At 45.1% G+C, this 24,595-nt stretch carries 20 protein-coding genes, 1 tRNA gene and 1 pseudogene; 20 read left to right on the forward strand and 2 right to left on the reverse strand.

Annotation, left to right across the window (positions count from 1 at the left end):
- Window positions 1–22 precede the first annotated feature (22 nt).
- Window positions 23–1,072 (reverse strand): small ribosomal subunit biogenesis GTPase RsgA, encoded by a 1,050-nt coding sequence (gene rsgA / locus HH682_RS06690; RefSeq protein ID WP_214236824.1) that lies wholly within the window; start codon window positions 1,070–1,072, stop codon window positions 23–25.
- A gap of 103 nt (window positions 1,073–1,175) precedes the next feature.
- Between rsgA and orn the strand changes: the two genes are divergently transcribed.
- The 15 genes from orn (at window position 1,176) to rlmB (ending at window position 16,372) form a co-directional block, all read left to right on the forward strand.
- The gene (gene orn, locus HH682_RS06695; RefSeq protein ID WP_214236930.1) at window positions 1,176–1,721 is read left to right on the forward strand and encodes an oligoribonuclease; all 546 of its coding nucleotides are present in this window, start codon (window positions 1,176–1,178) and stop codon (window positions 1,719–1,721) included.
- Between the two features lie 148 nt (window positions 1,722–1,869).
- Window positions 1,870–1,945: transfer RNA gene (locus tag HH682_RS06700), tRNA-Gly, on the forward strand.
- A 345-nt stretch (window positions 1,946–2,290) separates the two neighbouring features.
- Entirely contained in the window at window positions 2,291–3,838 is a 1,548-nt protein-coding gene (locus tag HH682_RS06705) for an NAD(P)H-hydrate dehydratase (protein WP_214236825.1), read from the forward strand.
- Complete coding sequence (tsaE, locus tag HH682_RS06710; RefSeq protein ID WP_214236931.1) at window positions 3,810–4,286, forward strand: tRNA (adenosine(37)-N6)-threonylcarbamoyltransferase complex ATPase subunit type 1 TsaE; 477 nt, start codon at window positions 3,810–3,812, stop codon at window positions 4,284–4,286. The genes HH682_RS06705 and tsaE overlap by 29 nt, the downstream gene beginning before the upstream one ends.
- Window positions 4,283–5,869 (forward strand): N-acetylmuramoyl-L-alanine amidase AmiB, encoded by a 1,587-nt coding sequence (gene amiB, locus HH682_RS06715; RefSeq protein ID WP_214236826.1) that lies wholly within the window; start codon window positions 4,283–4,285, stop codon window positions 5,867–5,869. Before tsaE ends, amiB begins: the two co-directional genes overlap by 4 nt.
- 29 nt (window positions 5,870–5,898) lie before the next feature.
- Complete coding sequence (mutL, locus tag HH682_RS06720) at window positions 5,899–7,707, forward strand: DNA mismatch repair endonuclease MutL (protein WP_214236827.1); 1,809 nt, start codon at window positions 5,899–5,901, stop codon at window positions 7,705–7,707.
- Window positions 7,700–8,647, forward strand: coding sequence for a tRNA (adenosine(37)-N6)-dimethylallyltransferase MiaA (miaA, locus tag HH682_RS06725; RefSeq protein ID WP_214236828.1), 948 nt, complete (start codon window positions 7,700–7,702; stop codon window positions 8,645–8,647). The genes mutL and miaA overlap by 8 nt, the downstream gene beginning before the upstream one ends.
- A gap of 86 nt (window positions 8,648–8,733) precedes the next feature.
- Window positions 8,734–9,030, forward strand: coding sequence for an RNA chaperone Hfq (hfq, locus tag HH682_RS06730; RefSeq protein ID WP_214236829.1), 297 nt, complete (start codon window positions 8,734–8,736; stop codon window positions 9,028–9,030).
- Window positions 9,031–9,090: 60 nt separating this feature from the next.
- Window positions 9,091–10,374: a ribosome rescue GTPase HflX gene (gene hflX / locus HH682_RS06735; RefSeq protein WP_214236830.1), complete on the forward strand. Its 1,284-nt coding sequence runs from the start codon at window positions 9,091–9,093 to the stop codon at window positions 10,372–10,374.
- A gap of 30 nt (window positions 10,375–10,404) precedes the next feature.
- On the forward strand, window positions 10,405–10,620 hold the full coding sequence (locus HH682_RS06740; RefSeq protein ID WP_214236831.1) for a hypothetical protein: 216 nt from the start codon (window positions 10,405–10,407) through the stop codon (window positions 10,618–10,620).
- A gap of 244 nt (window positions 10,621–10,864) precedes the next feature.
- Entirely contained in the window at window positions 10,865–11,053 is a 189-nt protein-coding gene (locus HH682_RS06745; RefSeq protein ID WP_214236832.1) for a DUF2065 domain-containing protein, read from the forward strand.
- Window positions 11,054–11,198: 145 nt separating this feature from the next.
- Window positions 11,199–12,497 (forward strand): adenylosuccinate synthase, encoded by a 1,299-nt coding sequence (locus HH682_RS06750; protein WP_214236833.1) that lies wholly within the window; start codon window positions 11,199–11,201, stop codon window positions 12,495–12,497.
- Between the two features lie 177 nt (window positions 12,498–12,674).
- The gene (nsrR, locus tag HH682_RS06755; protein WP_214236834.1) at window positions 12,675–13,112 is read left to right on the forward strand and encodes a nitric oxide-sensing transcriptional repressor NsrR; all 438 of its coding nucleotides are present in this window, start codon (window positions 12,675–12,677) and stop codon (window positions 13,110–13,112) included.
- Window positions 13,113–13,129: 17 nt separating this feature from the next.
- Window positions 13,130–15,574 carry a ribonuclease R gene (rnr, locus tag HH682_RS06760; RefSeq protein ID WP_214236835.1) on the forward strand — a complete coding sequence of 815 codons (2,445 nt, stop codon included), beginning with the start codon at window positions 13,130–13,132 and terminating at the stop codon, window positions 15,572–15,574.
- Between the two features lie 66 nt (window positions 15,575–15,640).
- The gene (rlmB, locus tag HH682_RS06765; protein WP_214236836.1) at window positions 15,641–16,372 is read left to right on the forward strand and encodes a 23S rRNA (guanosine(2251)-2'-O)-methyltransferase RlmB; all 732 of its coding nucleotides are present in this window, start codon (window positions 15,641–15,643) and stop codon (window positions 16,370–16,372) included.
- Between the two features lie 254 nt (window positions 16,373–16,626).
- Here the strand turns inward: rlmB and HH682_RS06770 are convergent.
- Window positions 16,627–17,324: pseudogene (locus HH682_RS06770) on the reverse strand (IS1 family transposase).
- A gap of 556 nt (window positions 17,325–17,880) precedes the next feature.
- Here HH682_RS06770 and HH682_RS06775 point away from each other — a divergent pair.
- The 5 genes from HH682_RS06775 (at window position 17,881) to ygjG (ending at window position 24,589) form a co-directional block, all read left to right on the forward strand.
- Window positions 17,881–18,405: a fimbrial protein gene (locus tag HH682_RS06775; protein ID WP_214236837.1), complete on the forward strand. Its 525-nt coding sequence runs from the start codon at window positions 17,881–17,883 to the stop codon at window positions 18,403–18,405.
- Window positions 18,406–18,456: 51 nt separating this feature from the next.
- The gene (locus HH682_RS06780) at window positions 18,457–19,143 is read left to right on the forward strand and encodes a fimbrial biogenesis chaperone (RefSeq protein ID WP_214236838.1); all 687 of its coding nucleotides are present in this window, start codon (window positions 18,457–18,459) and stop codon (window positions 19,141–19,143) included.
- 14 nt (window positions 19,144–19,157) lie between these two features.
- Complete coding sequence (locus tag HH682_RS06785) at window positions 19,158–21,707, forward strand: fimbria/pilus outer membrane usher protein (protein ID WP_214236839.1); 2,550 nt, start codon at window positions 19,158–19,160, stop codon at window positions 21,705–21,707.
- Between the two features lie 8 nt (window positions 21,708–21,715).
- On the forward strand, window positions 21,716–22,732 hold the full coding sequence (locus tag HH682_RS06790; RefSeq protein ID WP_214236840.1) for a fimbrial protein: 1,017 nt from the start codon (window positions 21,716–21,718) through the stop codon (window positions 22,730–22,732).
- 444 nt (window positions 22,733–23,176) lie between these two features.
- Complete coding sequence (ygjG, locus tag HH682_RS06795; RefSeq protein ID WP_214236841.1) at window positions 23,177–24,589, forward strand: putrescine aminotransferase; 1,413 nt, start codon at window positions 23,177–23,179, stop codon at window positions 24,587–24,589.
- The last annotated feature ends 6 nt before the right edge of the window (window positions 24,590–24,595 follow it).

Below are 24,595 nucleotides of genomic sequence, written 5' to 3' on the forward strand. Positions count from 1 at the left end.
AAGGGTTACGCCTGAGTGGCCATTACTCTTTACTGGTGAAATTTTTTCTTATTTTGACCGAGGTCATGCTCTCAAGGATTCGATGATAATTCTCGAAACGTTGTTCATCAATCTCACCTGACTCAACGGCGTGACGCAGTGCGCAACCCGGATCGTCAAGATGTTTGCAATCTCTGAATTTACAGAGCCCGAGATACTGTTTAAATTCGACAAATCCTTGGGTGATTTGTTCCGGTTCCAAGTGCCACAGCCCAAACTCACGGACGCCCGGGGAGTCGATCACATCGCCCCCCTGTGGGAAATGATACAGACGAGCGGCGGTGGTGGTGTGTTGACCTAAGCCTGAGTTATCTGAAACATCGTTAGTTAAAATGGCGTTGTTATCGAGTGCATCAAAGCCAAGTAACGCGTTCAGTAAACTTGATTTGCCGACACCAGACTGCCCCGCAAAGATACTGACGCGATCGGTTAACGCTTCTTCAAGCGGCTGTAGACCTTCTCGTTGATGGCTTGAGACTTTTAAGACTTGGTAACCAATGTTTTGGTAGATTGCCATTTGCTCATCAACAAAAGCCATTGCGTCATCATCGAGTAGATCGGTCTTATTTAGTACCAATAGGGGCGCGACATTCAGGGTTTCGCAAGCCACTAAGTAGCGGTCAATAATATTTAATGACAGCTCAGGCAAAATTGCAGAGACAATAATAATTTGGTCGATATTCGCTGCTATGGGTTTGATCCCGTCATAATAATCGGGACGAGTCAGAACGGATTGGCGTTCATGTACGGCTTCTACGATTCCTTTACCCATACCTTCTAAAGGCGCGCGCCATACCACGCGATCACCCGTAACCAGTGAGCGAATTGTTCTGCGTAAATTACAACGCCAAATCTTGCCTTGTGGATCTTCGATATCGGCATGCATACCGAAACGGCTAATTACACGCCCCTCTTGAGGTTCAGCAAATAGGCTATCATCAGGCTCCACTTTCCCCTCACGTTGCTGTAACCGACGTTGATGGTTGGCATTCACACGCCGTTGTTGGCCCTTTGATAGTTTATTTTTACTCACGCAACCTCTCACCTAACAGATGTTTCGCCCTGAGTGGGCAAAAGGTCTATGATACACCTTAATGAGAACAAATGGCGAATTAAGCGGGTGAAAGAGGGCGATGATGAAGCAAAATAAAGATAACCTTATTTGGATCGACTTAGAAATGACGGGGTTAGACCCGCAACGTGACCGGATTATTGAGATCGCCACCATAGTCACCGATGCTGACTTAAATGTCCTTGCTGAAGGGCCTGTAGTAGCGGTGCATCAAAGTGATGAGCAGTTAGCCTTAATGGACGACTGGAACGCCAATACCCATACCCAAAGTGGATTGGTAGCACGAGTCAAACAGAGCACAGTATCGGAAGCGGAAGCTGAGCAATTAACATTGGAATTTTTAAAACAGTGGGTACCAGAAAATAGTTCACCTATTTGCGGTAATTCTATCGGACAGGATCGTCGTTTTCTTGTTAATTATATGCCTCAGCTCGAAAACTACTTTCACTATCGCGCACTGGATGTCAGTACCTTAAAAGAACTGGCGCGTCGTTGGAAACCCGATATTTTGCAAAATTTCCATAAAAAAGGGACTCATCAAGCTCTGGATGATATTCGAGAATCGATTGCCGAATTGGCTTTTTACCGTGAAAACTTCTTAAAGTTATAATTTTCGGATAATAACTGCACAAACTGCCGAGTAAATCGGCAGTTGAAAAGAAAAACAAAAAAAAGCGGTGTAGGGGGGTTGCGCAGCAAGATTATTCTCGTATAATTCGCACCCCGTAACGGTAGTAAATATTTTTACTGTTCAGGGCGCGGGAATAGCTCAGTTGGTAGAGCACGACCTTGCCAAGGTCGGGGTCGCGAGTTCGAATCTCGTTTCCCGCTCCAAAATTTTATATTCATTATTATTTCCTTCCTTTTTACTGCTTAGTCTGTAGCGTAGCTCTCATCGCTTCTCAGCCAGATTTTCAACAGAGTTATCCACAGGATGTTCAGCGGCCGATCATACCTAAAAAAATAAATTCGATAATCATATCATAATGATTTATATGTGTTTTTTGTTTTTAGTCGGCTAAATTTTTATACCACTATACCTGCTATATTCTTCCAACTAAAAAAGCTATTCACAGCAAAATTATCTATGTATTTCTGTCGTTTAGCTTGATTTAGGCCTATTCTTCTTACTTATTCTTCCCAGCCTCGATTAGCTTAATTTGAGTAGGAGTCGATATTATGCGTGGTATATCAGCGGTGAGTGAGCAACTGCCAAATCATTGTTGGCCAGTTGATAAAATCGCCGAGCTTGAACAGACATTATGCCGGACGAATGATGGCTCCCCTTACCAGTTGATGTGGCAAGCGGGAGAGGCGCTTCAGAGGCTGATTTGGACGGTCTATGCGCAAACTCGACACTGTTTGATACTCTGCGGAACGGGAAATAATGGCGGCGATGGGTTTGTACTGGCTTATCTTCTTCACCAAGCAGGAGTAAGCGTTACGGTGGTTGAGGCCAGGCTACGTAATGAACGACCTGCAGAGGCGTCCCGTGCCAAAGCTTTATGGGACGACGTTGCCCCACACGCCGCGTTATCCCCCGATGATCCCTGGCCTACCAATATCGATCTCATTATTGATGCGCTTTATGGTATTGGCTTACGTCAACCTCCTGGTACTGAGAGCCAACGGTTGATGGACTTGGTCAATCGTCATCCTGCGCCAGTGTTAGCCGTCGATATCCCATCAGGCTTGAATGCTCAGACTGGGCAGCCACTGGGCACAGTGATACAGGCTACCTCTACACTGACGTTTATCACATTGAAACCGGGCTTGTTAACAGGAAAAGGGCGGGCGTACAGCGGTAAACTCTGGGTGGCCGACCTGGGGCTTTCCCATTTATTGCCTCATCTCTCGCCACCGATTGAGTGTCTCACTGCACAGAATTTACCCCAGTGGCTACCTCAACGCCAAGCCAGCGCACATAAAGGTGATATGGGAAAAGTTGTGGTGATTGGTGGGGCTGAAGGGACAGCGGGTGCCATACGATTGAGCGGCGAAGCAGCCCTACGCAGCGGTGCGGGGTTGGTGCGTATATTGACCCATCGCTCAAATATTTGGCCACTCTTGGCAGCAAGGCCCGAGTTGATGGTTGCCGAATTGACTACCGAATCGCTCGAAGAGGCGATAGATTGGGCTGACGTTATTGCTATTGGCCCAGGAATGGGTCAATCGGACTGGGCAAAAAATGCCCTTAAACACGTAAAATTAAGTAAAAAGCCCATGGTATGGGATGCAGATGCGTTAAACCTCCTAGCAATCGAGCCGGATAAACGTCAAAATCGGGTACTGACTCCACATCCTGGAGAAGCAGCCCGATTATTAGGGATTAGCGTTGCTGAGGTAGAAGCGGACCGTTTAACGGCGGCGGATCAATTGGTTGATCGTTTTGGCGGCGTCGCCATATTGAAAGGTTCGGGCACAATTATTGCCGAGGGCTCAGTATCAACCTCTATTGCCTATGTAGGCAATCCCGGTATGGCAAGCGGGGGTATGGGCGATGTGTTAACTGGCGTAGTAACGGCCTTTCTTGGTCAGGGACTGGAACAGGTAGAAGCCGCCCGTGCTGCCGTTGTTGCTCATGGCCATGCGGCTGACCTTGTGGCGAAAGACCGCGGGATGCGCGGAATGCTTGCTCTGGATGTGATTGAAAAATTAAAAATAAGTGTCAATCCACTTCAGGATAACGATGAGTACCATGACAAGAAAAACCTTTATTCTTACTGATTTAGCGGCCACCTTAGCATTGGGTTCTCGCTTAGCTAAAGCCAGTGAGCAAGCGACCATTATCTATTTGGTTGGCGATTTAGGGGCGGGTAAAACAACGTTTAGTCGTGGTTTCCTTCAAGCCTTAGGCCATCAAGGAAATGTGAAAAGCCCCACTTATACGCTGGTGGAGCCTTACGAAATTAATCATCGTTTAGCGTATCACTTTGACCTTTATCGTCTCGCCGACCCTGAAGAACTTGAATTTATGGGTGTACGTGACTATTTCACTGGCGATGCAATCTGTTTAGTGGAGTGGCCACAACAGGGGGCAGGGATCCTTCCTTCGCCGGATTTAACCATCACCTTAGCTTATCAAGGTGAGGGGAGAGAAGCTGAGGTTGTCTCAAGCTCAGCGTGGGGTGAACATTTATTACAGCAAATTTCGTGTAATGAGGGAGAGGCATGACATTAAGGCGGCTGATCCTAGTCGTACTATATTGCCTCGTTAGTCGAGCGGTAGTGGCGGCTTCACTCTCAGATATTCAGGTGGATAATCGCGAGGCTCAATCGATAGTGACATTAACTTTCGCGGATAAACCCACCTCATCTTGGTTCGGTCTGCATAATCCCGAACGTTTTGTGGTTGATATCCACGAAAGTGGTGCCATTAAGGGCCTACCACTCAACTTTAGTGGTACGAATCTTGTAAAGCGTATTCGTACGAGCCAACCGCCGAATCAACATGCTATCCGCCTGGTCTTCGAGTTAACACAGCCCTCTGGTTCATCGGTGACGACAAGACAGAGTGGTAACCAGTGGAAAGTGGTGGTCACGCTCAAAGCTAAAGCGCCTCAGCCTGCCCCAGCAGCCGTTACCCCAGCCGAGAAAAACCCGTTTACTCCGGCAAAGACCGCGGTAACCAATACCAACACCACTAGTTATCCCGGTGGACAAGTCGCGCGGAACCAAGTGGTTATTGTGGCAATTGATGCGGGGCACGGGGGACAAGATCCCGGTGCTATTGGTCAGCATGGCTTAAAAGAAAAAAATGTGACCATCGCTATTGCACGTAAATTAAAGAAATTCCTCGATGCAGACCCCATGTTTAAACCAGTGCTAACACGGAATGGTAATTACTTTATTTCGGTAATGGGGCGTTCAGAAGTCGCTCGTAAGGAGAATGCCAGCTTACTAGTGTCTATTCATGCGGACTCGGCACCCGTACATTCGGCAAGTGGGGCTTCGGTCTGGGTACTTTCTAATCGCCGAGCTAATTCGGAAATGGCGAACTGGCTAGAGCAAACGGAGAAGCAATCGGAACTGCTCGGCGGGGCCGGCGATTTACTGGCCAATAATCAGTCTGACCCTTACTTAAGCCAAGCGGTGCTTGATCTTCAATTTGGCCACTCACAACGTGTCGGCTACGATGTGGCGACCAAAGTATTACAGAATCTTCGCCAAGTGACTCCTTTGCACAAACGGCTACCTGAGCATGCGAGTTTGGGTGTACTACGCTCGCCAGATATCCCCTCACTTCTGGTGGAGACGGGCTTTATCAGTAATGCGCAAGAAGAGAAATTATTGGGTAACTCTGCTTATCAAACCAAAATTGCCCATGCTATTTACCGGGGATTACGTGCTTACTTCCGTAGCCATCCTTACCAGTATATTGCCGCCAGTGAAAATCGCCCGGTTGTGGCAAGACCTTCTCAAGTCGTGTCGACTCAGCGAACTCAGTTACACGTCGTCCAACGCGGTGAAACCTTATCGGGGATTGCTGCGCGTTATGGGGTGACCAGTCAGGCGATTATTGCGCAAAACCGTTTAAAAAAGCCGGGTGTATGGGTAGGGCAGCGGTTACGAATTGGCGGTGCAAAGGCAATCGCTAAGTCATCGGCGACAGTAATTAGGCATAAAGTCGTTCGGGGGGACTCGCTCAATGCGATAGCCTTGAAATATGGGGTAAGTGCCCAAACTATTCTTACTAAGAATAAACTTCGTTCCGCCAATGTGATGTTAGGTCAGACCTTGTTAATCCCGCAATCGTAGCGGGAAGAGGTCGCTGCAGAGGATCTTATATGCCAATTCAGATATTACCACCGCAGCTGGCTAACCAAATTGCTGCTGGGGAAGTGGTAGAACGCCCTGCCTCTGTGGTGAAAGAACTTATTGAAAATAGTCTTGATGCCGGGGCGACCCGTATCCATATTGAGATTGATAAGGGAGGCGCTAAACGGATCGCTATTCGAGATAATGGCTGTGGCATTGATAAAGAACAACTCTCATTGGCCCTAGCCCGCCATGCTACCAGCAAAATTGCCTCGTTGGATGATCTTGAAGCGATCATGAGCTTGGGATTTCGCGGCGAAGCCCTTGCCAGTATTAGCTCTGTTTCTCGCCTGACCTTAACCTCACGTCCAGAGACTCAGCAAGAAGCGTGGCAAGCCTACGCCGAAGGGCGTGAGATGAACGTGAGTCTTAAGCCTGCTGCGCATCCCTGCGGCTCGACCCTTGAAGTGCTTGATTTATTTTATAATACGCCAGCTAGAAGGAAGTTTTTGCGTACAGAAAAAACAGAATTTACGCATATTGATGAGGTGATTAGGCGTATTGCTTTAGCCCGTTTCGACGTTGAATTTATCTTGACCCACAATGATAAGCCGGTTCGCCACTATCGCGTTGCGAATAATCAGAAGCAGAAACAGCAGCGGCTGACCGCGATTTGTGGCGCAAACTTTGTCTCGCAAGCGGTTCATATAGATTGGCAACACGATGGCCTAGCAATTGAAGGTTGGGTGGTCTCCCCCGATTATGCGCAAAACACTACCGAAACCCAATATTGCTACGTCAATGGTCGCATGATGCGAGATAAACTGATTAATCATGCTATTCGTCAAGCCTACCAAGAGCATATTGGTCAGCAGCCGACTCCTGCGTATGTGCTTTTTTTAACGGTTGATCCTCATCAAGTTGACGTCAATGTGCATCCGGCTAAACACGAAGTCCGCTTCCATCAATCGCGGTTAGTGCACGACTTTGTTTACCAAGGGATTGCCAGTGCGTTGACGCCTAGCGAGTCAAACCTGTCATTAGACGATAGTCAGCCCGCAACGTTATCTCAACCTGTTATTGCGGAGAACCGGACGTCAGCCGGTAAAAATAAGTTTGCCCAGCCGAGCCGGCCGCTCTCTGTCCCGCGTGATCATGCACCGGAGCCTTATCGAAAGAAAGAGGCGCAGCTCTACCAACATTTGATAAGTTCAACCCCAAAAGTGGAAGAGGCGACTGGCGACACGTCGGCCGTAGAATATGTTGAACCTTTAGCTGGGCACACTCAAGGTTTTGGGCGAGTACTTACGGTTTGCGACCAACGCTTTGCGCTACTTGAACGCTCGACAGGCCTTGCATTACTCTCCTTAGCGAAAGCGGCAAGCTTGGTGCTTGCACAACAACTCAATCCAGCCTCGCAGTCGTTGGTGTCGCAACCATTGCTTATTCCGTTACGCGTGAAAAGCACTGCGACTGAGAAGCAGGTCATCATTCAATACACTGAGCTGCTCCAACGTTTCGGCGTAGATTTGCAGAGTGACGGCCAATACAGCACACTACGTGCGGTACCTCTACCCTTGCGTACGCAGAATTTACAAACGTTGTTGCCAGAAATGATTGTGTGGTTGTCCTCGCAATCCGATGTGAGCCAATCCGCTTTCGCGTCGTGGTTAGCGGGAAAGAGTGTTAGTGCCGAACGGACTTGGAGTCACTCGCAAGCGATTACCTTATTGGCCGATTTAGAACGGCTTGCTCCCGCACAGGTGGTATCACCGACAGCGGGTCTTATCCAGCCGTTACCCTTAGCCCCTTTTTTTGAAGCATTATTAAATGAATGAAATCACACCACAGTTACCTAAAGCTATTTTTATCATGGGGCCTACGGCGTCAGGTAAAACGGCTTTAGCGATTGAACTGGCAAAGACCTTACCCGTAGAGATCATTAGTGTTGATTCGGCACTGGTCTACCGTGGGATGGATATTGGTACGGCAAAGCCGACTGCGGGGGAACAGGCTGCGACGCCTCATCATTTGCTGGACCTCATCGATCCTAGTCAAAGTTACTCTGCTGCAGATTTTCGCCGGGATGCTTTGCAGAAAATGGCTGACATTACGCAACGGGGGGCGATTCCTATTTTGGTGGGGGGGACAATGCTTTACTTCAAAGCGTTACTCGAAGGTTTATCGCCTTTACCTTCTGCCAATCCTGAGATCCGTCAACAATTAGAACAACGGGCAAAAGTTGAAGGTTGGGAAACTCTTCACCAAGAACTTTGTCTGATAGATCCTAAGGCTGGAGAAAGAATTCATCCTAATGATCCACAAAGACTGACGCGAGCACTGGAAGTTTTTCTCATTTCAGGTAAAACTCTAACAGAGTTAACTGAAACGGCAGGGGAGACTCTCCCTTATGACGTTTATCAGTTCGCTATCGCTCCTCAAGACCGCGAGGTGCTCCATCAACGGATTGAATTGCGTTTCCAGCAGATGCTTGATGAGGGTTTTGAACATGAAGTCAGGGCTCTCCACCAGCGTGGCGACCTTCATGTCAATATGCCTTCTGTGCGTTGTGTTGGTTATCGACAAATGTGGTCATGGCTTGAGGGGGAAATAGATTATAATGAAATGGTTTTCCGTGGCATATGTGCCACTCGCCAATTGGCTAAGCGACAAATGACTTGGTTGCGAGGGTGGAAAGCACTTGTTTGGCTTGATAGCCTGCAACCCGATCAGGCTCGTGAGAAAGTTTTAAACGTTATTCATACTATAACTCATTGATTATTTGCAATCTTCAGGCATGGTATGTGATAGCGGTTTTTAAACTCTATAATAATTACACTACGAACGTATAAGGAAAAGATAGAATGGCTAAAGGGCAATCATTACAAGACCCGTTTTTAAACGCTTTGCGTCGCGAGCGTGTACCCGTCTCAATTTACTTGGTTAATGGTATTAAACTCCAAGGGCAAATTGAATCTTTCGACCAATTCGTCATTTTATTAAAAAATACCGTCAGTCAAATGGTTTACAAGCACGCTATTTCAACAGTCGTGCCATCGCGCCCTGTATCTCACCACACCAATGCGCCAGGTAGCAGCAATTATCATAATAATGGAAATGCTGGTACTGGTTCACACCATGAAGGTGAGTCTGCAGAGTAATTTCCTTTCGACCGGAGAGTTTAGGCTCTCTGGTTGCCTACCTTTCAGTGAGGTTATCGCTTGTTTGAGCGTTATGATGCCGGTGAACAGGCCGTTTTAGTTCATATCTGGTTTTCACAAGATAAAGAGAGCGAAGATTTACAAGAGTTTGAAACACTTGTCTCTTCCGCAGGGGTTGAAGCCCTTCAAGTCGTTACGGGAAGCCGTAAATCTCCACATCCTAAATATTTCGTTGGTGAAGGTAAAGCTGAAGAGATCGCTGAGGCGGTCAGCGCGACTGGTGCCAGTGTCGTTATTTTCGATCATGCCTTGAGCCCAGCCCAAGAACGGAATTTAGAAAAATTGTGTGAATGTCGAGTGATCGACCGCACAGGTCTTATTTTAGATATCTTCGCGCAGCGTGCACGTACGCACGAAGGTAAATTACAAGTTGAGTTGGCCCAGTTGCGTCATCTTGCCACCCGATTAGTCCGTGGATGGACCCACTTAGAGCGTCAAAAAGGCGGTATTGGCTTACGTGGACCCGGTGAAACTCAACTTGAAACCGACAGACGTTTATTGCGAAACCGTATAACGCTCATTCTCTCCCGACTACAGCGAGTAGAGAAGCAGCGTGAACAGGGGCGGCAAGCGCGAGCCAAGGCCGATATTCCTACTGTGTCGTTGGTGGGATATACTAATGCCGGTAAATCGACGTTGTTCAACAGTATAACGTCTGCAGACGTCTATGCGGCTGACCAACTGTTTGCAACGCTCGACCCAACTTTACGGCGATTATCGGTTGCTGACGTCGGGGAAGTGGTACTGGCAGATACCGTTGGTTTTATTCGTCATCTCCCCCATGATTTAGTCGCCGCTTTCAAAGCAACACTACAAGAGACACGTGAAGCAACGCTGTTGTTGCATGTGATCGATGCTGCTGATCTGCGGATGAATGAAAATATTGAGGCTGTTGACGAAGTATTAACTGAGATCGAGGCGGATGAGATCCCTTCTCTGCATGTCATGAACAAAATTGACCAGTTAGAGGGTTTTGAGCCACGTATTGATCGCAATGAAGAGAGCGTACCGATACGTGTATGGCTCTCTGCACAGAATCGGTTAGGATTACCTTTACTATGGCAGGCCCTTTCAGAACGGCTTTCTGGGGAAATTGCCCAATATACACTCTGTCTTCCTCCTGAAGCAGGTCGCCTGCGTAGTCGTTTTTATGAACTCGACGCAATTAAAGAAGAATGGAATCACGATGAGGGTTCCATCGGTTTACAGGTACGCTTGCCGATCGTTGAATGGCACCGCTTGGGTAAACACTATCCAGCTTTATCGGATTACATTGTAAAATAATTATTAGGCCCCTAGGTTGGGGCCACCACAATGTCACTAAATGGAAGTGAGTATGATGTGGAAACAAGCGAGTCGCTAGGAAACCCGATGCAGTCCATTGGCGCTCAACAAGCAAAGGTACCACATGGTCTTTCTGTCCTTGAAAAGCTAGGCTATAGCGAAGGGATTCACGTTATCAGGATGATGTCGACGGAGTTCTTTTCTACTCGAAGCGAAATAAGCATTAATAGTACGTGGAGAATGTGATGCCGAAGCGGCCAGCCTCTATGTAAGGAGTTAGTCGCGATATCCAGCGTTTTTGTCTTTTTTACGCTCGTTCTCTGCGCATGAGAAAAGTTATACATTGAGTCATTTCGTGCTCTTTTTTTACGCAAACAGGCAATTTTTTTCATTTTAGGAAATTGCGCGTAACGCTGCATTTATTTTGAATTCCGAGTAGACTGCTGGGGTCGGTGATATTACCGACCCTTTTTTATTGTAAGGAATCCTCATGCATTCAGTTATATGGACGGCCGTTTCACTTTTATTAATTGTGGAAGGGTTAGGTCCCATGTTATTGCCTAAGGTCTGGAAAAGAGGGTTGCTTACTTTAATCAGCTCTCCAGAAAAGTTATTAAGACGCTTCGGTGGAGCCTTCGTTGTAGCCGGGGTGGTGATATTTTATATGATGCATAAGTGATTTGCAGGATATAAATCTACAAAAAGATTTTTTTTATGGTTAATATTTTGCTTGAATAAAAAAGCGAATTTCACTTATTAAAAAAGCTGAAACCGACAAAAGCTGGTGGTAGAATCCATTTTTAAGCAATCAATGGTTTTAGAAAATGGGTAATAATGTTGTCGTACTTGGCACCCAATGGGGTGACGAAGGCAAAGGTAAAATTGTAGATTTGCTGACTGAGCGCGCAAAATATGTCGTCCGCTATCAAGGTGGACACAATGCAGGTCATACGCTCGTCATCAACGGTGAAAAAACCGTTCTTCACTTAATTCCTTCAGGTATCCTACGTGATAATGTTACCAGTATCATCGGTAATGGTGTCGTGCTCTCTCCAGAAGCTCTGATGAAAGAGATGAAAGGTCTGGAAGATCGTGGTGTCCCAGTACGTGAACGTTTACTGATTTCTGAAGCTTGTCCACTGATCCTGCAATACCATGTTGCTATGGATGTTGCGCGTGAAAAAGCCCGTGGCGCAAAAGCTATCGGTACGACTGGCCGCGGTATTGGCCCAGCTTATGAAGATAAAGTCGCTCGTCGTGGCTTACGTGTGGGTGATCTTTTCGATAAAGAGACCTTTGCGGTTAAGCTGAAAGAGATTGTCGAATATTATAACTTCCAGTTGGTACACTACTACAAAGAGCCAGCGGTTGATTACGACACAATCTTAAATGATACCTTGGCTATGGCAGATATCTTGACCTCAATGGTAGTTGACGTGTCTGACCTCCTTGATAAAGCACGTTTACGTGGCGACTTTATGATGTTTGAAGGCGCCCAAGGCACCTTGTTAGATATCGACCACGGGACTTATCCCTATGTCACCTCTTCGAACACTACTGCCGGTGGTGTGGCGACGGGATGTGGTCTAGGCCCACGTTACGTTGATTATGTCTTAGGTATTGTTAAAGCTTACTCAACCCGTGTTGGCGCAGGTCCTTTCCCAACAGAACTGTTTGATGATATCGGCGAGTTCTTAGGTAAAAAAGGCAACGAGTTCGGTGCAACAACTGGCCGTCGTCGTCGTACAGGATGGTTAGACATTGTTGCGGTACGTCGTGCCGTACAAATCAACTCCCTGTCAGGCTTCTGCTTAACTAAACTCGACGTCCTTGATGGATTAAAAGAAGTTAAGATCTGTGTGGGTTATCGTTTACCTAATGGTAAAGAGGTCGACACTACTCCTCTGGCAGCAGAAAATTGGGAAGGTTTAACGCCAATTTATGAAACCCTGCCAGGTTGGGATGAGAACACCTTCGGTGTGAAAAACCGTGAAGGTCTGCCACAAGCAGCCTTAGATTATATTAAGCGTATTGAAGAATTAACCGGTATTCCAGTGGACATCATTTCTACTGGTCCTGACCGTAGCGAAACGATGATCTTAAGAGACCCGTTTGATAGCTAATGTTATAAGAATGGCCGGTATGATACCGGCCATTGTTTTTCCTTCCTACCTGACTGAATCTTCCTTGCAGTGTTCTCTGTGTATTGACCTACAAACAAAAGGCCCGCACTATCGAGATTGGTTTATAATTCAGTTGAGCCAATTATTTTTTCGTCCAGAGTATTTATTGAGGCTGATGTGCAACTGACCACTTTTACTGACTATGGGCTACGTGCATTAATATACATGGCGAGTTTGCCCGCGGATAAAATGACCACGATTACTGAAGTTAGCGAACTTTATGCTATTTCTCGCCACCACATGGTTAAAATTGTTCATAAGTTGAGTCAGGAAGCCTTTATTAAATCAAGTCGAGGAAAGCAGGGAGGAATACGCCTTGCCAGGCCTGCAGAATTTATCAATATCGGGGATGTCGTCCGTCGTTTAGAGCCTTTACAGCTTGTCGATTGTGATCATTGCTTAATTACACCCTCCTGTCACTTGAAAAGGGTACTCTCGCAAGCGATGAAAGCGTTTCTTGCTGAGTTAGATAAATACACCTTGGCGGATATTGCTGCTGACAGGAACTTGAAACGGATTTTCAACGCTGAAATTTCCGTAGAGAACTTATACTAGAGACATTGGAGGACCCTGTGTCACAAGATCCCTTTTTACAACGGGAAACGGACAAATATGAAAATCCGATCCCAAGTCGCGAGTTTATTCTCGCGCATTTAGAAAAACGTGAAACACCCGCTCGCCGCGATGAAATCGCAGCGGAACTCAATATTACCAGCGAAGAGCATCTTGAAGCATTACGCCGGCGCTTAAGGGCGATGGAGCGTGATGGACAGTTGGTTTTCACTCGCCGTCAATGCTATGTGTTACCGGAGCGTCTAGATCTTATACGCGGAAAAGTGATCGGTCACCGAGATGGCTACGGTTTCTTACGAGCTGAAGGCTATAAGGATGATTTTTATCTTTCAGCCGAACAGATGAAGCTCTGTTTACATGGCGACATTATTTTGGCGCAGCCGATGGGAGCCGACCGTAAAGGTCGCCGCGAAGCCAGAATGGTTCGCGTTGTTGAGCCACGTAACGCGCAAATTGTTGGACGCTACTTTACCGATGCGGGGGCAGGCTTTGTTGTCCCCGACGACAGTCGGTTAAGTTTTGATATCTTAATTGAATCAGACCCTGCCATGCCGGCCCGTATGGGCGCAGTGGTCGTTGTGACCCTAGAAAAACGGCCAACGCGTAGAATGAAAGCCATTGGTAAAATTACCGAAATCCTCGGTGATGAAATGGGCACGAGTTTAGCGGTGGATATGGCGCTGCGCACTCATGAAATTCCTAATGAGTGGCCAAGTGATGTGGAGGCTGAGATTAGCCATCTTAGCGAGGAGGTTCCGGAAAGTGCTAAGCAGGGACGTATCGACCTGCGTCAACTGCCGCTGGTCACCATTGACGGTGAAGATGCTCGGGACTTTGATGATGCAGTCTATTGTGAGAAAAAGCGCGGAGGGGGATGGCGTCTATGGGTAGCGATTGCTGATGTGACCTATTATGTCCGTCCTGGTACCGCATTGGATCACGAGGCTGAAAAGCGCGGCACCTCAGTCTACTTCCCAACGCAAGTCGTTCCTATGCTGCCAGAAGTCTTGTCGAACGGCCTTTGCTCGCTTAATCCGCAGGTTGACCGTCTCTGTCTCGTGTGTGAAATGACGATTTCGGCACGGGGGAAATTAACCGGTTACAAACATTACGAAGCGGTAATGAACTCTCATGCTCGACTGACTTACAATAAAGTATGGTCGATTCTTGAGGGCGATGAAGCGCTACGTGAGCAGTATGCACCTCGGGTCAAAGACCTTGAAGAGCTGTATGCTATGTATCAGGTGCTGGAAACAGCGCGTACGCAACGTGGCGGTATCTCTTTTGAGACCGAAGAGCCTAAGTTTATCTTCAATGCTGAGCGACGTATTGAGCGTGTAGAGCGTCTTCGTCGCAATCCTGCGCATAAGTTAATTGAAGAGTGCATGATTCTGGCAAATATTGCCTCGGCACGTTTTGCGGAGAAGTATCAAGAACCCGTTCTGTTTCGCGATCATGACCGCCCAACAGACGAAAGTATCAAAAGCTTTCGAAAAGTACTGGGTGAACTCGGTCTAACACTGACTGGCGGCAACAAACCGACTCCGCTTGATTATGCAGAGTTATTAAGTGCAGTCGCCGAGCGGCCGGATGCAGAAATGCTGCAAACGATGCTGTTACGCTCAATGAAACAGGCGATCTACGATCCTGAAAACCGTGGACACTTTGGTTTAGCACTGACGTCCTATGCGCACTTTACTTCGCCTATTCGTCGTTATCCTGATTTGCTGTTGCACCGTTCACTCAAATACTTGATCGCGAAAGAGCAAGGGCAACCGGTCGATGTACTTACACCAGGCGGCGGCTGCCATTACGATATGCAGCAAATGTTGCAATTAGGTCAGCACTGTTCATTGACGGAACGGCGCGCGGATGAAGCGACACGTGATGTCGCTGACTGGCTAAAATGCGATTTTATGCAGGATCAAGTGGGTAATTCTTTTACAGGGGTTATCTCCAGTGTGACCAATTTCGGTTTCTTTGTACGGCTCGCCGACTTGTTTATTGATGGACTCGTCCATGTCTCTACGTTGGATAACGACTACTACCGCTATGATCAAATTGGACAGCGCTTAACTGGCGAGGCCAGTGGCCAAGTGTTCCGTTTAGGCGATACGATCGAAGTGCGCGTTGATGCGGTACATATGGATGAGCGTAAGATCGATTTTGCGCTGATTTCAAGCCAACGTAAGCCGCGGGGTGAAGGTAAAACGGAGAAAGACCGAGCGAAGAAAACCGCATCCGCTCCAGTAAAAAAACGCCGTAATGCGGGCAAGAAAGTGAACTTCGAACCTGATAGTGCATTTCGAGGGACGAAGAAAAAAGAGGGGGCGAGCTCTGCAAAAGCCGTCAATAAAAAACCTAAAAAAGTCTCTGAAAAAACACGTAAAATAGCGGAAGCTACGAAAGCGAAACGCGCAGCGAAGAAAAATCGCGCAGAATAAGCGTAAGCAGAACCTGCTGGCAACTCAGGGTTGCCAGCCATCTCAAGGCAATTGATAGAATAAACTATGAGTGAAAAAATTTTTGGCATCCACGCGGTTCAAGCCTTATTGGAACGTCAACCTCAGCGCTTTCAACAAGTCTTTATACTCAAAGGACGTGAAGATCGCCGCTTACAACCGCTGATTCAGGTGCTGGAATCGCAGGGAATCACGATACAAGTTGCCACCCGTCAGTGGTTGGATGAGGCCGCTGAAGGTGCCGTCCATCAAGGGATTTTGGCATTGGTGAAACCAGGGCGTCAGTATCAAGAAGGCGATTTACCTGATTTACTCGAAAAGCTGGATAAACCTTTATTACTGATTCTCGATGGCGTGACGGATCCACATAACCTTGGCGCATGTTTACGTAGCGCAGATGCGGCAGGCGTGGCGGCGGTTATCGTCCCGAAAGATCGCTCAGCGGCATTGAACGCGACGGCCAAGAAAGTGGCGTGTGGCGCAGCAGAGACGGTACCGCTTATCCGCGTGACGAACTTGGCACGAACCATGCGCTTGCTGCAAGAGTACAATATCTGGATCGTCGGCACGGCCGGCGAAGCCGATCATACGCTGTATCAGAGCAAAATGACCGGGGGAATGGCGCTAGTCATGGGGGCAGAAGGCGAAGGCATGCGACGTTTGACGCGCGAGCATTGTGATGAACTCATCAGCATTCCAATGGCCGGATCGGTCTCTTCACTGAATGTATCCGTTGCCACGGGGATTTGTTTATTTGAGGCGGTTCGTCAGCGTCAATAAATAGCGGATAAGCATCTTCTAGAAGGAGAAGATGCTTAGTGACACTCAGCAATGGGGGCAGGACTAATTTTTTAAATAGGAAGCTTATTATCAATCAATGGCTAAAGATTTTTCTGGTTAAACAACAGCGTTAATCAAATATAATTATTCATTGATTACGTCATCAGTGAGTTTTGTCATATACCCTGTAAAGTATTCACTCATCACACCGTTAAGTTGATATTTCTGGTCGCGTATCAATATGGTGAATGACATTACAATACATAGTGCTCACGCTCGATAAACGTACCAATCATCCTGCCATGCAGTTCTGCAGATTTTGAGTATCCCAGAGTTTTACGGTTCAGCCGTTTCAACCTGTTGCGAAGATTCAGGTTTTCACGCTCAATACGTTGAGTGTAAAGCTTACCCGTAATGTGTTTTTCATTCGGTAATACGTCATAAGCACTGAAATTGTCAGTACACCAGAAGGCTACATTCAAACTTGACAGCAGCCTCAACAACTGGCGAAGCGTTTTCTTACCCCTGCGGCCAAAAGCGTGGGCAATAATACGCTTGAGACGAGGCTCCCACGCGTACCACAGCCAACGTTGCTGCTTTTTATTACCAACAAATGACCACATTTCATCCACTTCACAAATGAGTTGAATTTACAGATTATCCAGTGGACGATAGGTTACATTTTTCGGCGAGAGTTTTTTTGCGGGCGCACAACGGCATTGATGCTAATGCGCAATACGCGAGCGGTATCCCGGAGACCGGCATTGTTCATGGCAAGGTCAACCATTTGTGTCTTCATGCCCTGTTGGCAGGCACGGTATTCATATTCGAGTTGAAAGCTTCTGCAGCATGCCTAGCAGCGATAACGCTGATGGCCGGTGCTTCCCAGCCCATGCTTTTTCACAGGGTCTGTTTGCTTACAAAACGGACATTTCACATCGACCTTAGCCATCAGAATCCCTTCGATAAAAATGGGGAGTTTATCTGATTATCACCGGATTAAATACGTGACCATATTTCTTTAACTGATCAGCAATTCATCAATAAAAATATTACTCCCCTTCCTCAAAATATTAAAAAATGGATTTTTCGATAAAAATTATTCATCAATGGTATTGCTCTCGAAAAAAGTTATGGAGACAACCTCCTTTTATTAGTTATGTATTTAGTACATGTATTTAGTAAAATAATTTAAAATTTGAACCAATTCCTCAATAAAATAGTGAGCTCACTAATAATGCCATTAGTATTTTTTTAAAATCATGTTAATTAACAATTAAAACTTAATGATATTAAAAATATTAGAATCATAAGCTGTTGTTAAATAAGTATATTTTATAATTTGTAATATATATATATTATTTGGTAATGACTGTTTAGATGGACTGATTTAATTTTTTCATCGAATCTTTATTGATAATAGCAAAAGTTATTAATATATTGGTATTGCTTTATAGGATTTATCTTAGTTGGTTTTATTACAAACACATGTCAAGTAAGGGGATGTAATGCGTAAAAATATATCAAAAATTTTATTGGTTCCTGTATTAGCTACTGCTTCTTTCGTTGCTTCAGCAGCAGATGGTACGATCAACTTTACTGGTACAATTACCGATACAGCATGTACGGTTGATGCCGCTTCAGCTAACCAAACTGTTCCGTTAGGAACTGTTGCACGTACAGGTTTTTCTGCCGTTGGCTCGACGTCTGCAGCAACTAAATTTACGATTGGTCTCACAGCTTGCCCTGCTTCAGTCACAGCGGCTAAAGTGAAATTCGATGGTAGAGCTAATTCTACTAATAGTAACCTATTAGCATTGAATTCAGATCAAACAGCTACCAACGTTGGTATAGGTATTTATGAGCAAGATGGGTCGACGCTAATTCCTTTAGGTACTCAATCTGCAAGTAAAACTTTGTCATCCACCGCAGCCAATGCTTTAACTTATGTTGCCAAATATTATGCTGTTGCGACTCCGGTAGGTTCTGGTTCTGCAAATTCCACTGCAAATTTCTCTATCGTTTACAACTAGCCTGTAAAGATATGGAGATTTTTCTCCATATCTTTTTTATCTGGAGCATACATGTCAATCTGTAGATTAAATAAAATATTTGCCTTATTGCTACCTTTATCACTAAGCTTCGCTGTCAATGCAGGAGTCGTCATTGGGGGCACCCGATTAATTTACAATCAAGATGATAGCCAAGCAGCAATTAGCGTGAATAATCCAGATGATAAAGCCTACTTAATTCAGTCTTGGATTAATAAAGATAGTGAAAATGATGATAATGATGATACCTTCTTATCAACCCCCCCCATTTTCAAGCTTGGACCCAAAAGTCAAAACTCGGTCAGAGTTGTATACACTGGAAAACCGCTTCCACAAGATAGAGAATCGGTTTTTTGGCTAAATATTAAAAGTATTCCCTCAACTAATCCCAATGCTCAAAATCAACTATTGATTACTGTAAAAAGTAAAATGAAAATTTTTTACCGGCCATCTGGCTTAACTGGTGATCCAAGCCTTGCATACAAGAGCTTAGAGTTCATCAATAGTAACGGCAAATTGAGGGTTATAAATCCGTCACCTTATAATGTATCGCTGTATAAGATTGCATTAGACGGAACTGAACTCAAAAATATTACTATGGTCCCACCGAAAGATCAAATTGAGGTCTCAATAAACAATAATCATTTACACTCTGTTATATGGAGTGCCATTAATGATTTTGGTGGCGTAACTTCTACTGTATCTAAAATTATAAAATAATTTTTGGGGTCGGGATGAGAAAGGGAAAAAAATATAAAATGAATTTTTTTCGATTGGGGAGAGTTAACTTAGCTATCATTTCTATTATTTATAGTAATTATAGTTATTCAGATGACTACTTTGATCCATATTCAGTTTATATCAATGGAAAAAGTCCATTACAGATAGATCTCTCTGACTTTAAAAGTAAAGGAGGGCAACTACCAGGCCGTTATCAAGCCGCACTATACCTAAATGGTGATTTTTTAGACAGCAGAAAAATCAACTTCGTTAGTGTAGATGGGGGATTACAACCAGATTTACGTAAAAGTGATCTAATCGGTTGGGGGGTGATAGATAATGCCACACCAGATTGGATGGGATATTCTAATGATAAACCTATCACTCAAATATCAAAGCTCATACCCGATGCATTCATTAATTATGATTTTGATCACCAAAGAATCGATATCTCTATTCCTCAAAAATTTATAAAAAAAGATGTTGATGGTTATGTTCCCATGAGTAAGTGGGATGATGGTCTGGATGCTCTTATCCTAAATTATGCGTATACCGGATCAAATACTTGGAGTGATTATTACTCAGGAAATAAAAACAACTCTTTTTTAAACCTTAGAAGCGGGTTGAATATCAATGGGTGGCGAGTAAGAAACTACTCCACCTATACTAATAATAGTCAGGGACAGTCTGGTTGGAATAGCATCAATACCTATGCTCAACACGATATTAGACGTTTAGACAGCAAGTTCACAGTTGGTGATACGACCACGCCTAGTGAAGTTTTCGATAGTTATTCATTTAGAGGGTTACAATTATCTTCTGATGACAGTATGCAACCAGAAAGTTTACGTGGGTTTGCTCCTGTCGTCAGAGGTATCGCGCAAAGTAATGCACAAGTTACCATTGAACAGAGTGGTAATATTATATGGCAGAGTTATGTACCTCCAGGGCCTTTCGAGATTAGAGATTTGTATCCCACTTCAGCGAGTGGCGACCTCGTGGTGACTGTTAAAGAATCAAATGGGACCGTACGTCGTTTTGCTCAAGCTTTTTCTTCAGTACCTATTATGTTAAGAGAAGGGCGAACTAAATACTCTGTAAGTTTGGGAAAATATCGTTCTACAGGTATCGCGACTAAACGACCTAATTTTATGCAAGGTACCTTAATTTATGGAATGCCGTGGGCATTAACGCTATACGGCGGTAATATTCTTTCACAAGATTATAATTCTTTTGCACTAGGCATAGGTAAAGGATTAGGCGATTTAGGTTCAGTATCGTTAGATGGAACCGTTGCGAAAACAAATTTTGACGATGATAGCAAAAAAGGCGCTTCCTTTAGATTCCAGTATTCAAAAGATGTTGCCTCTACCGGAACTACTTTTACGCTGGCCGGTTATCGCTATTCAACGTCGGGATATTATGATTTTTCTGAAGCAAACGGTTTTTTTGGGAGTGCTTTACCGATTGGTTACGATTCTGAAGATCACAATGACAAAGAAAATAAAATCTTAAAGAATCAATATTGGAACTGGCAGTCTAACCATAATAAAAAAAATAAGGCTGAAATTAATATTACTCAAAACATAACGGATTTTGGTAGTATTTATATTTCATCTTACCAGCAGGAGTATTGGGGAGTTAAAGGAAAAGAAACAAGTATTAGCACAGGAATTAATACAAGTATTAGTTCTATAAATTATACGTTAAGCTATAGCTATTCAAAGACCCCATTCTATGGAACAAGTGATAGAGTCTATTCACTTTCTGTACAAATACCTTTAGATAAATTCCTTCCTTCTAGTTGGTTGAATTTGTCATCAAGTATCACTAATGATAATAAAACGGTCTCATCTGTTGGATTAAGTGGTACGGCTCTTACTGATAATAACCTTTCTTATAATATTCAGCAGGGATATGGCAGTAATGGTGTGGGAACAACAGGTAATGCGAGCCTAGACTATAAAGGCCGGTATGGTGAGTACCAATCAGGGTATAACTATACCAATAAAACAAAGCAAGTAACTTATGGCGTTATGGGGGGAATATTAGCCCATAAATATGGCTATACACTCAGCCAGCCTCTGGGCGATACGATAGCTTTGGTTAAAGCAGATAATGCGAGTGATATTCGAGTAATGAATAATTCGGGGGTTTATACGGATAACCAGGGATATGCTGTGGTGCCTTACGTTACACCCTATCGTAAAAATAGATTATCTCTTGATACCTCAAAATTACCGGAAGATGTCGACTTATTGGGTGATACAGAAACTGTTATTCCTACATCAGGTGCTTTAGTTCTTGCCGATTACCCGACGTTATCAGGAAGAAAAATTCTTATTAAGTTAGAGAATAAAACCATACCCTTTGGTGCGATAGCGAGAGTTAATAATGGTAATCGTACCTCCCAGGGAATAGTCGATAATCGTGGAATGGTTTACTTAAGTGGTGTGCCGAGTACTGGTGTCGTGAGTATCACTTGGGAAGGCGGTAAATGTATGGCCAACTATCGTGCTACAGATAATAAAAAAATATCATTTATCGCAGTCACATGTGATTAGGAGAGGACATGAAATATTTGAGTGTTATTAAACAATTGATCTTAGCTATACTGGTATTTCCCAGCTTGTCTTATGCTTACACTTGTACAAGCGGTGCCGCGACAACCCTCTCCCCCCCGAACATAACTATACAGAGGGATTTACCAGTAGGTTCTCAAATAGGGAGTGATGTGACGGGGGCAGTGGTGACTGCTTTTACGTGCTCAAACACTCCTAGTCCTTCTTTAACCTACCAACAGTTTGGTGGTAAAGGTTATGGAACATATGTAGCCACTCTAAACGGTCGACGAATATACAGTACGAATGTTGCTGGAATAGGTTATTCCGTCACCGTGGTATCAGTTAATAATTGTGCGGGGAGTGTTGGTTATGTTGATGGGACCAATAATGTAGACGGTAACCAGAATAATAGAATTATGTGTACTGTCAATGGATTACTTGGTAACCAGCCCATTCAGGGGCAGATGAGGATCACTTATTATAAAACAGCAACGACAACGGGCTCGGGTACGGTTAATGGTATGACGGTTGCTTCATTTATTTTGAGAAATAACCAGACATCTTGGCAAAATCCAGAAACGCTAGTCAATACTGCAAGTTTTAATGTGACGACTCTTGCCTGTACCGTGACGAATACTGCTATTAGTGTGCCGATGGGAACTGTTGAGAAGCGTAGCTTTTCTGGGGTAGGAACTTGGCCCAGTGATAGTAATACTAAATCGTTTACTATACCGCTTAGCTGCAACCCAGGTACTCGCGTGAACTTACAAATTGATGGTAGTGCGCAGAATGCTACGAATGGGGTGTTAAATCTTAATAGCGGGAACGATACAGCCACCGGTGTTGGTATTCAACTCCTTTATAATGATCAGCCTCTTCAATTAGGGACGAGTTTCCTTGCCGGTACCACTTCTACGAGTGGAGGTTATAATATTGGATTAAAGAGCCGCTACTACCAAACCAATAGTGACATTACTACTGGTACAGCCAACTCGGCTGCAACATTTACCTTAACTTATCGTTAGGATTTTACAGTGGTCAGACTACCTAGAGTATGGCCACTGTATTGAGCGAAATCCTTTGTAGGAATGAGATAAGCACCGCTCGATAACTTTACTCTGTGGGGGAGTTTATCTATACCTATGCCTATCGGTAATATACGTTTAGTCTATTTTATTACTAACGTGTGATAAATTTACTAGTCAAAAACAGCCGTTTCACCGAATGATTAAATCATTAATCTTTATCTTTTACCCTTAGACTTATAAAAGTTAGTAAAAATTTTTAATAATTAGGGGGCTCAGTAGGAAAGTCGTGCAATAGATTCTCTTTCTGCATTCGAATTTTTTCGTTTTAAAGAGTACGCATAACTGTAAACATATAATTATGTGATCAAGATAATTTTATTCTGGAATGAAATATGCATCACTATAGGTGCACTCTGTGGTGCGACTTGCTAGGAGCTTATTTTGAACCGTACAAACCAACCCTTAACCCCGCTAGAGTCGACTCAGCAGGCATTAGATTTTATACAAAGTGACACCCTTTCTTCAGACCAGCTCGCGCTCCTCAATCAACTGACCGTCGACGGTTTTCGTCAGCATGTTAACCCCGGGTTCCTAGAATACCGCAAATCAGTCACATCGGGCGGCGGCTATGCCGCAGTCGAGTGGCGAGCCACTAGCCTTAATACCTTAGCAGACACTCGCGGGAACGAATATATCGATTGTTTGGGAGGCTACGGAATTTTTAGTGTGGGGCATTGTAATCCGACTGTCATTGACGCAGTGGAACATCAACTTCACAAGCAACCCTTACACAGTCAGGAACTGCTTGATCCCTTACGCGCCCTCTTGGCACAGGCCTTAGCAGGCCTTGCACCGGGGGAGCTGAATTATTGTTTCTTTGGTAATAGCGGTACCGAGTCTGTGGAAGCAGCACTGAAATTAGCCAAAGCATACCAGGCCCCCCAAGGGAAATTCAGCTTTATCGCCGCGAATGGCGCTTTTCATGGTAAGTCACTAGGATCGTTATCGGCGACTGCCAAACCTGTCTTTCGTGAACCCTTCCAACCTTTAGTCCCGGGGTTTCATCATGTCGATTTTGGTGATATTCGGGCGATGCGGGCTAAAGTAGCGGAGTGTGAGGCTCGGGGAGAGGGCATTGCTGCGGTGATCCTCGAACCTATTCAAGGTGAGGGCGGCGTTATTCTCCCGCCAGAGGACTATTTACCTGCGGTACGTGCATTGTGCGATGAGATAGGAGCATTATTGATTCTCGATGAGGTACAAACGGGCATGGGCAGAACGGGGAAAATGTTTGCCTGTGAGCACTACGGGGTGGAGCCAGACATTCTCTGCCTCGCGAAAGCGCTGGGCGGCGGAGTGATGCCGATTAGTGCAACGATCGCCAGCAAACGCATCTTTTCGGTGCTTTTCGATAATCCCTTCTTACACACCACAACCTTTGGCGGTAATCCGATGGCATGTGCGGCAGCATTGGCGACGATAAACGTACTGCTGCGTGATGACCTCGCTGCACAGGCCCAGCACAAAGGGGATTACTTGCTTAAGGGGCTTAAAGAGTGCGCCAAGCGTTATCCTCAAATTATTACTGAGGCGCGAGGGATGGGGTTTTTACAGGCACTGGAGTTTTGTGACAATGAGACGGGCTATGCTTTTGCCAGCGAAATGTTCCGCCGGGGGATATTAGTGGCGGGGACCTTGAATAATGCTCGTACCGTCAGAATTGAGCCGCCTCTAACCTTAACCCTGGCACAGTGTGATCAGGTCTTAGAACAGGTGGAAAAAGTATTAGAACAATTATCCCCCTCTTCAGGGAAAGGCGCGACCTCCCAAGCCTCTCCCTCACTCATCCATTAATTAATC

Origin of the sequence: Rosenbergiella gaditana, assembly GCF_018494065.1 — a bacterium.
In the GTDB taxonomy this organism is placed as follows: domain Bacteria; phylum Pseudomonadota; class Gammaproteobacteria; order Enterobacterales; family Enterobacteriaceae; genus Rosenbergiella; species Rosenbergiella gaditana.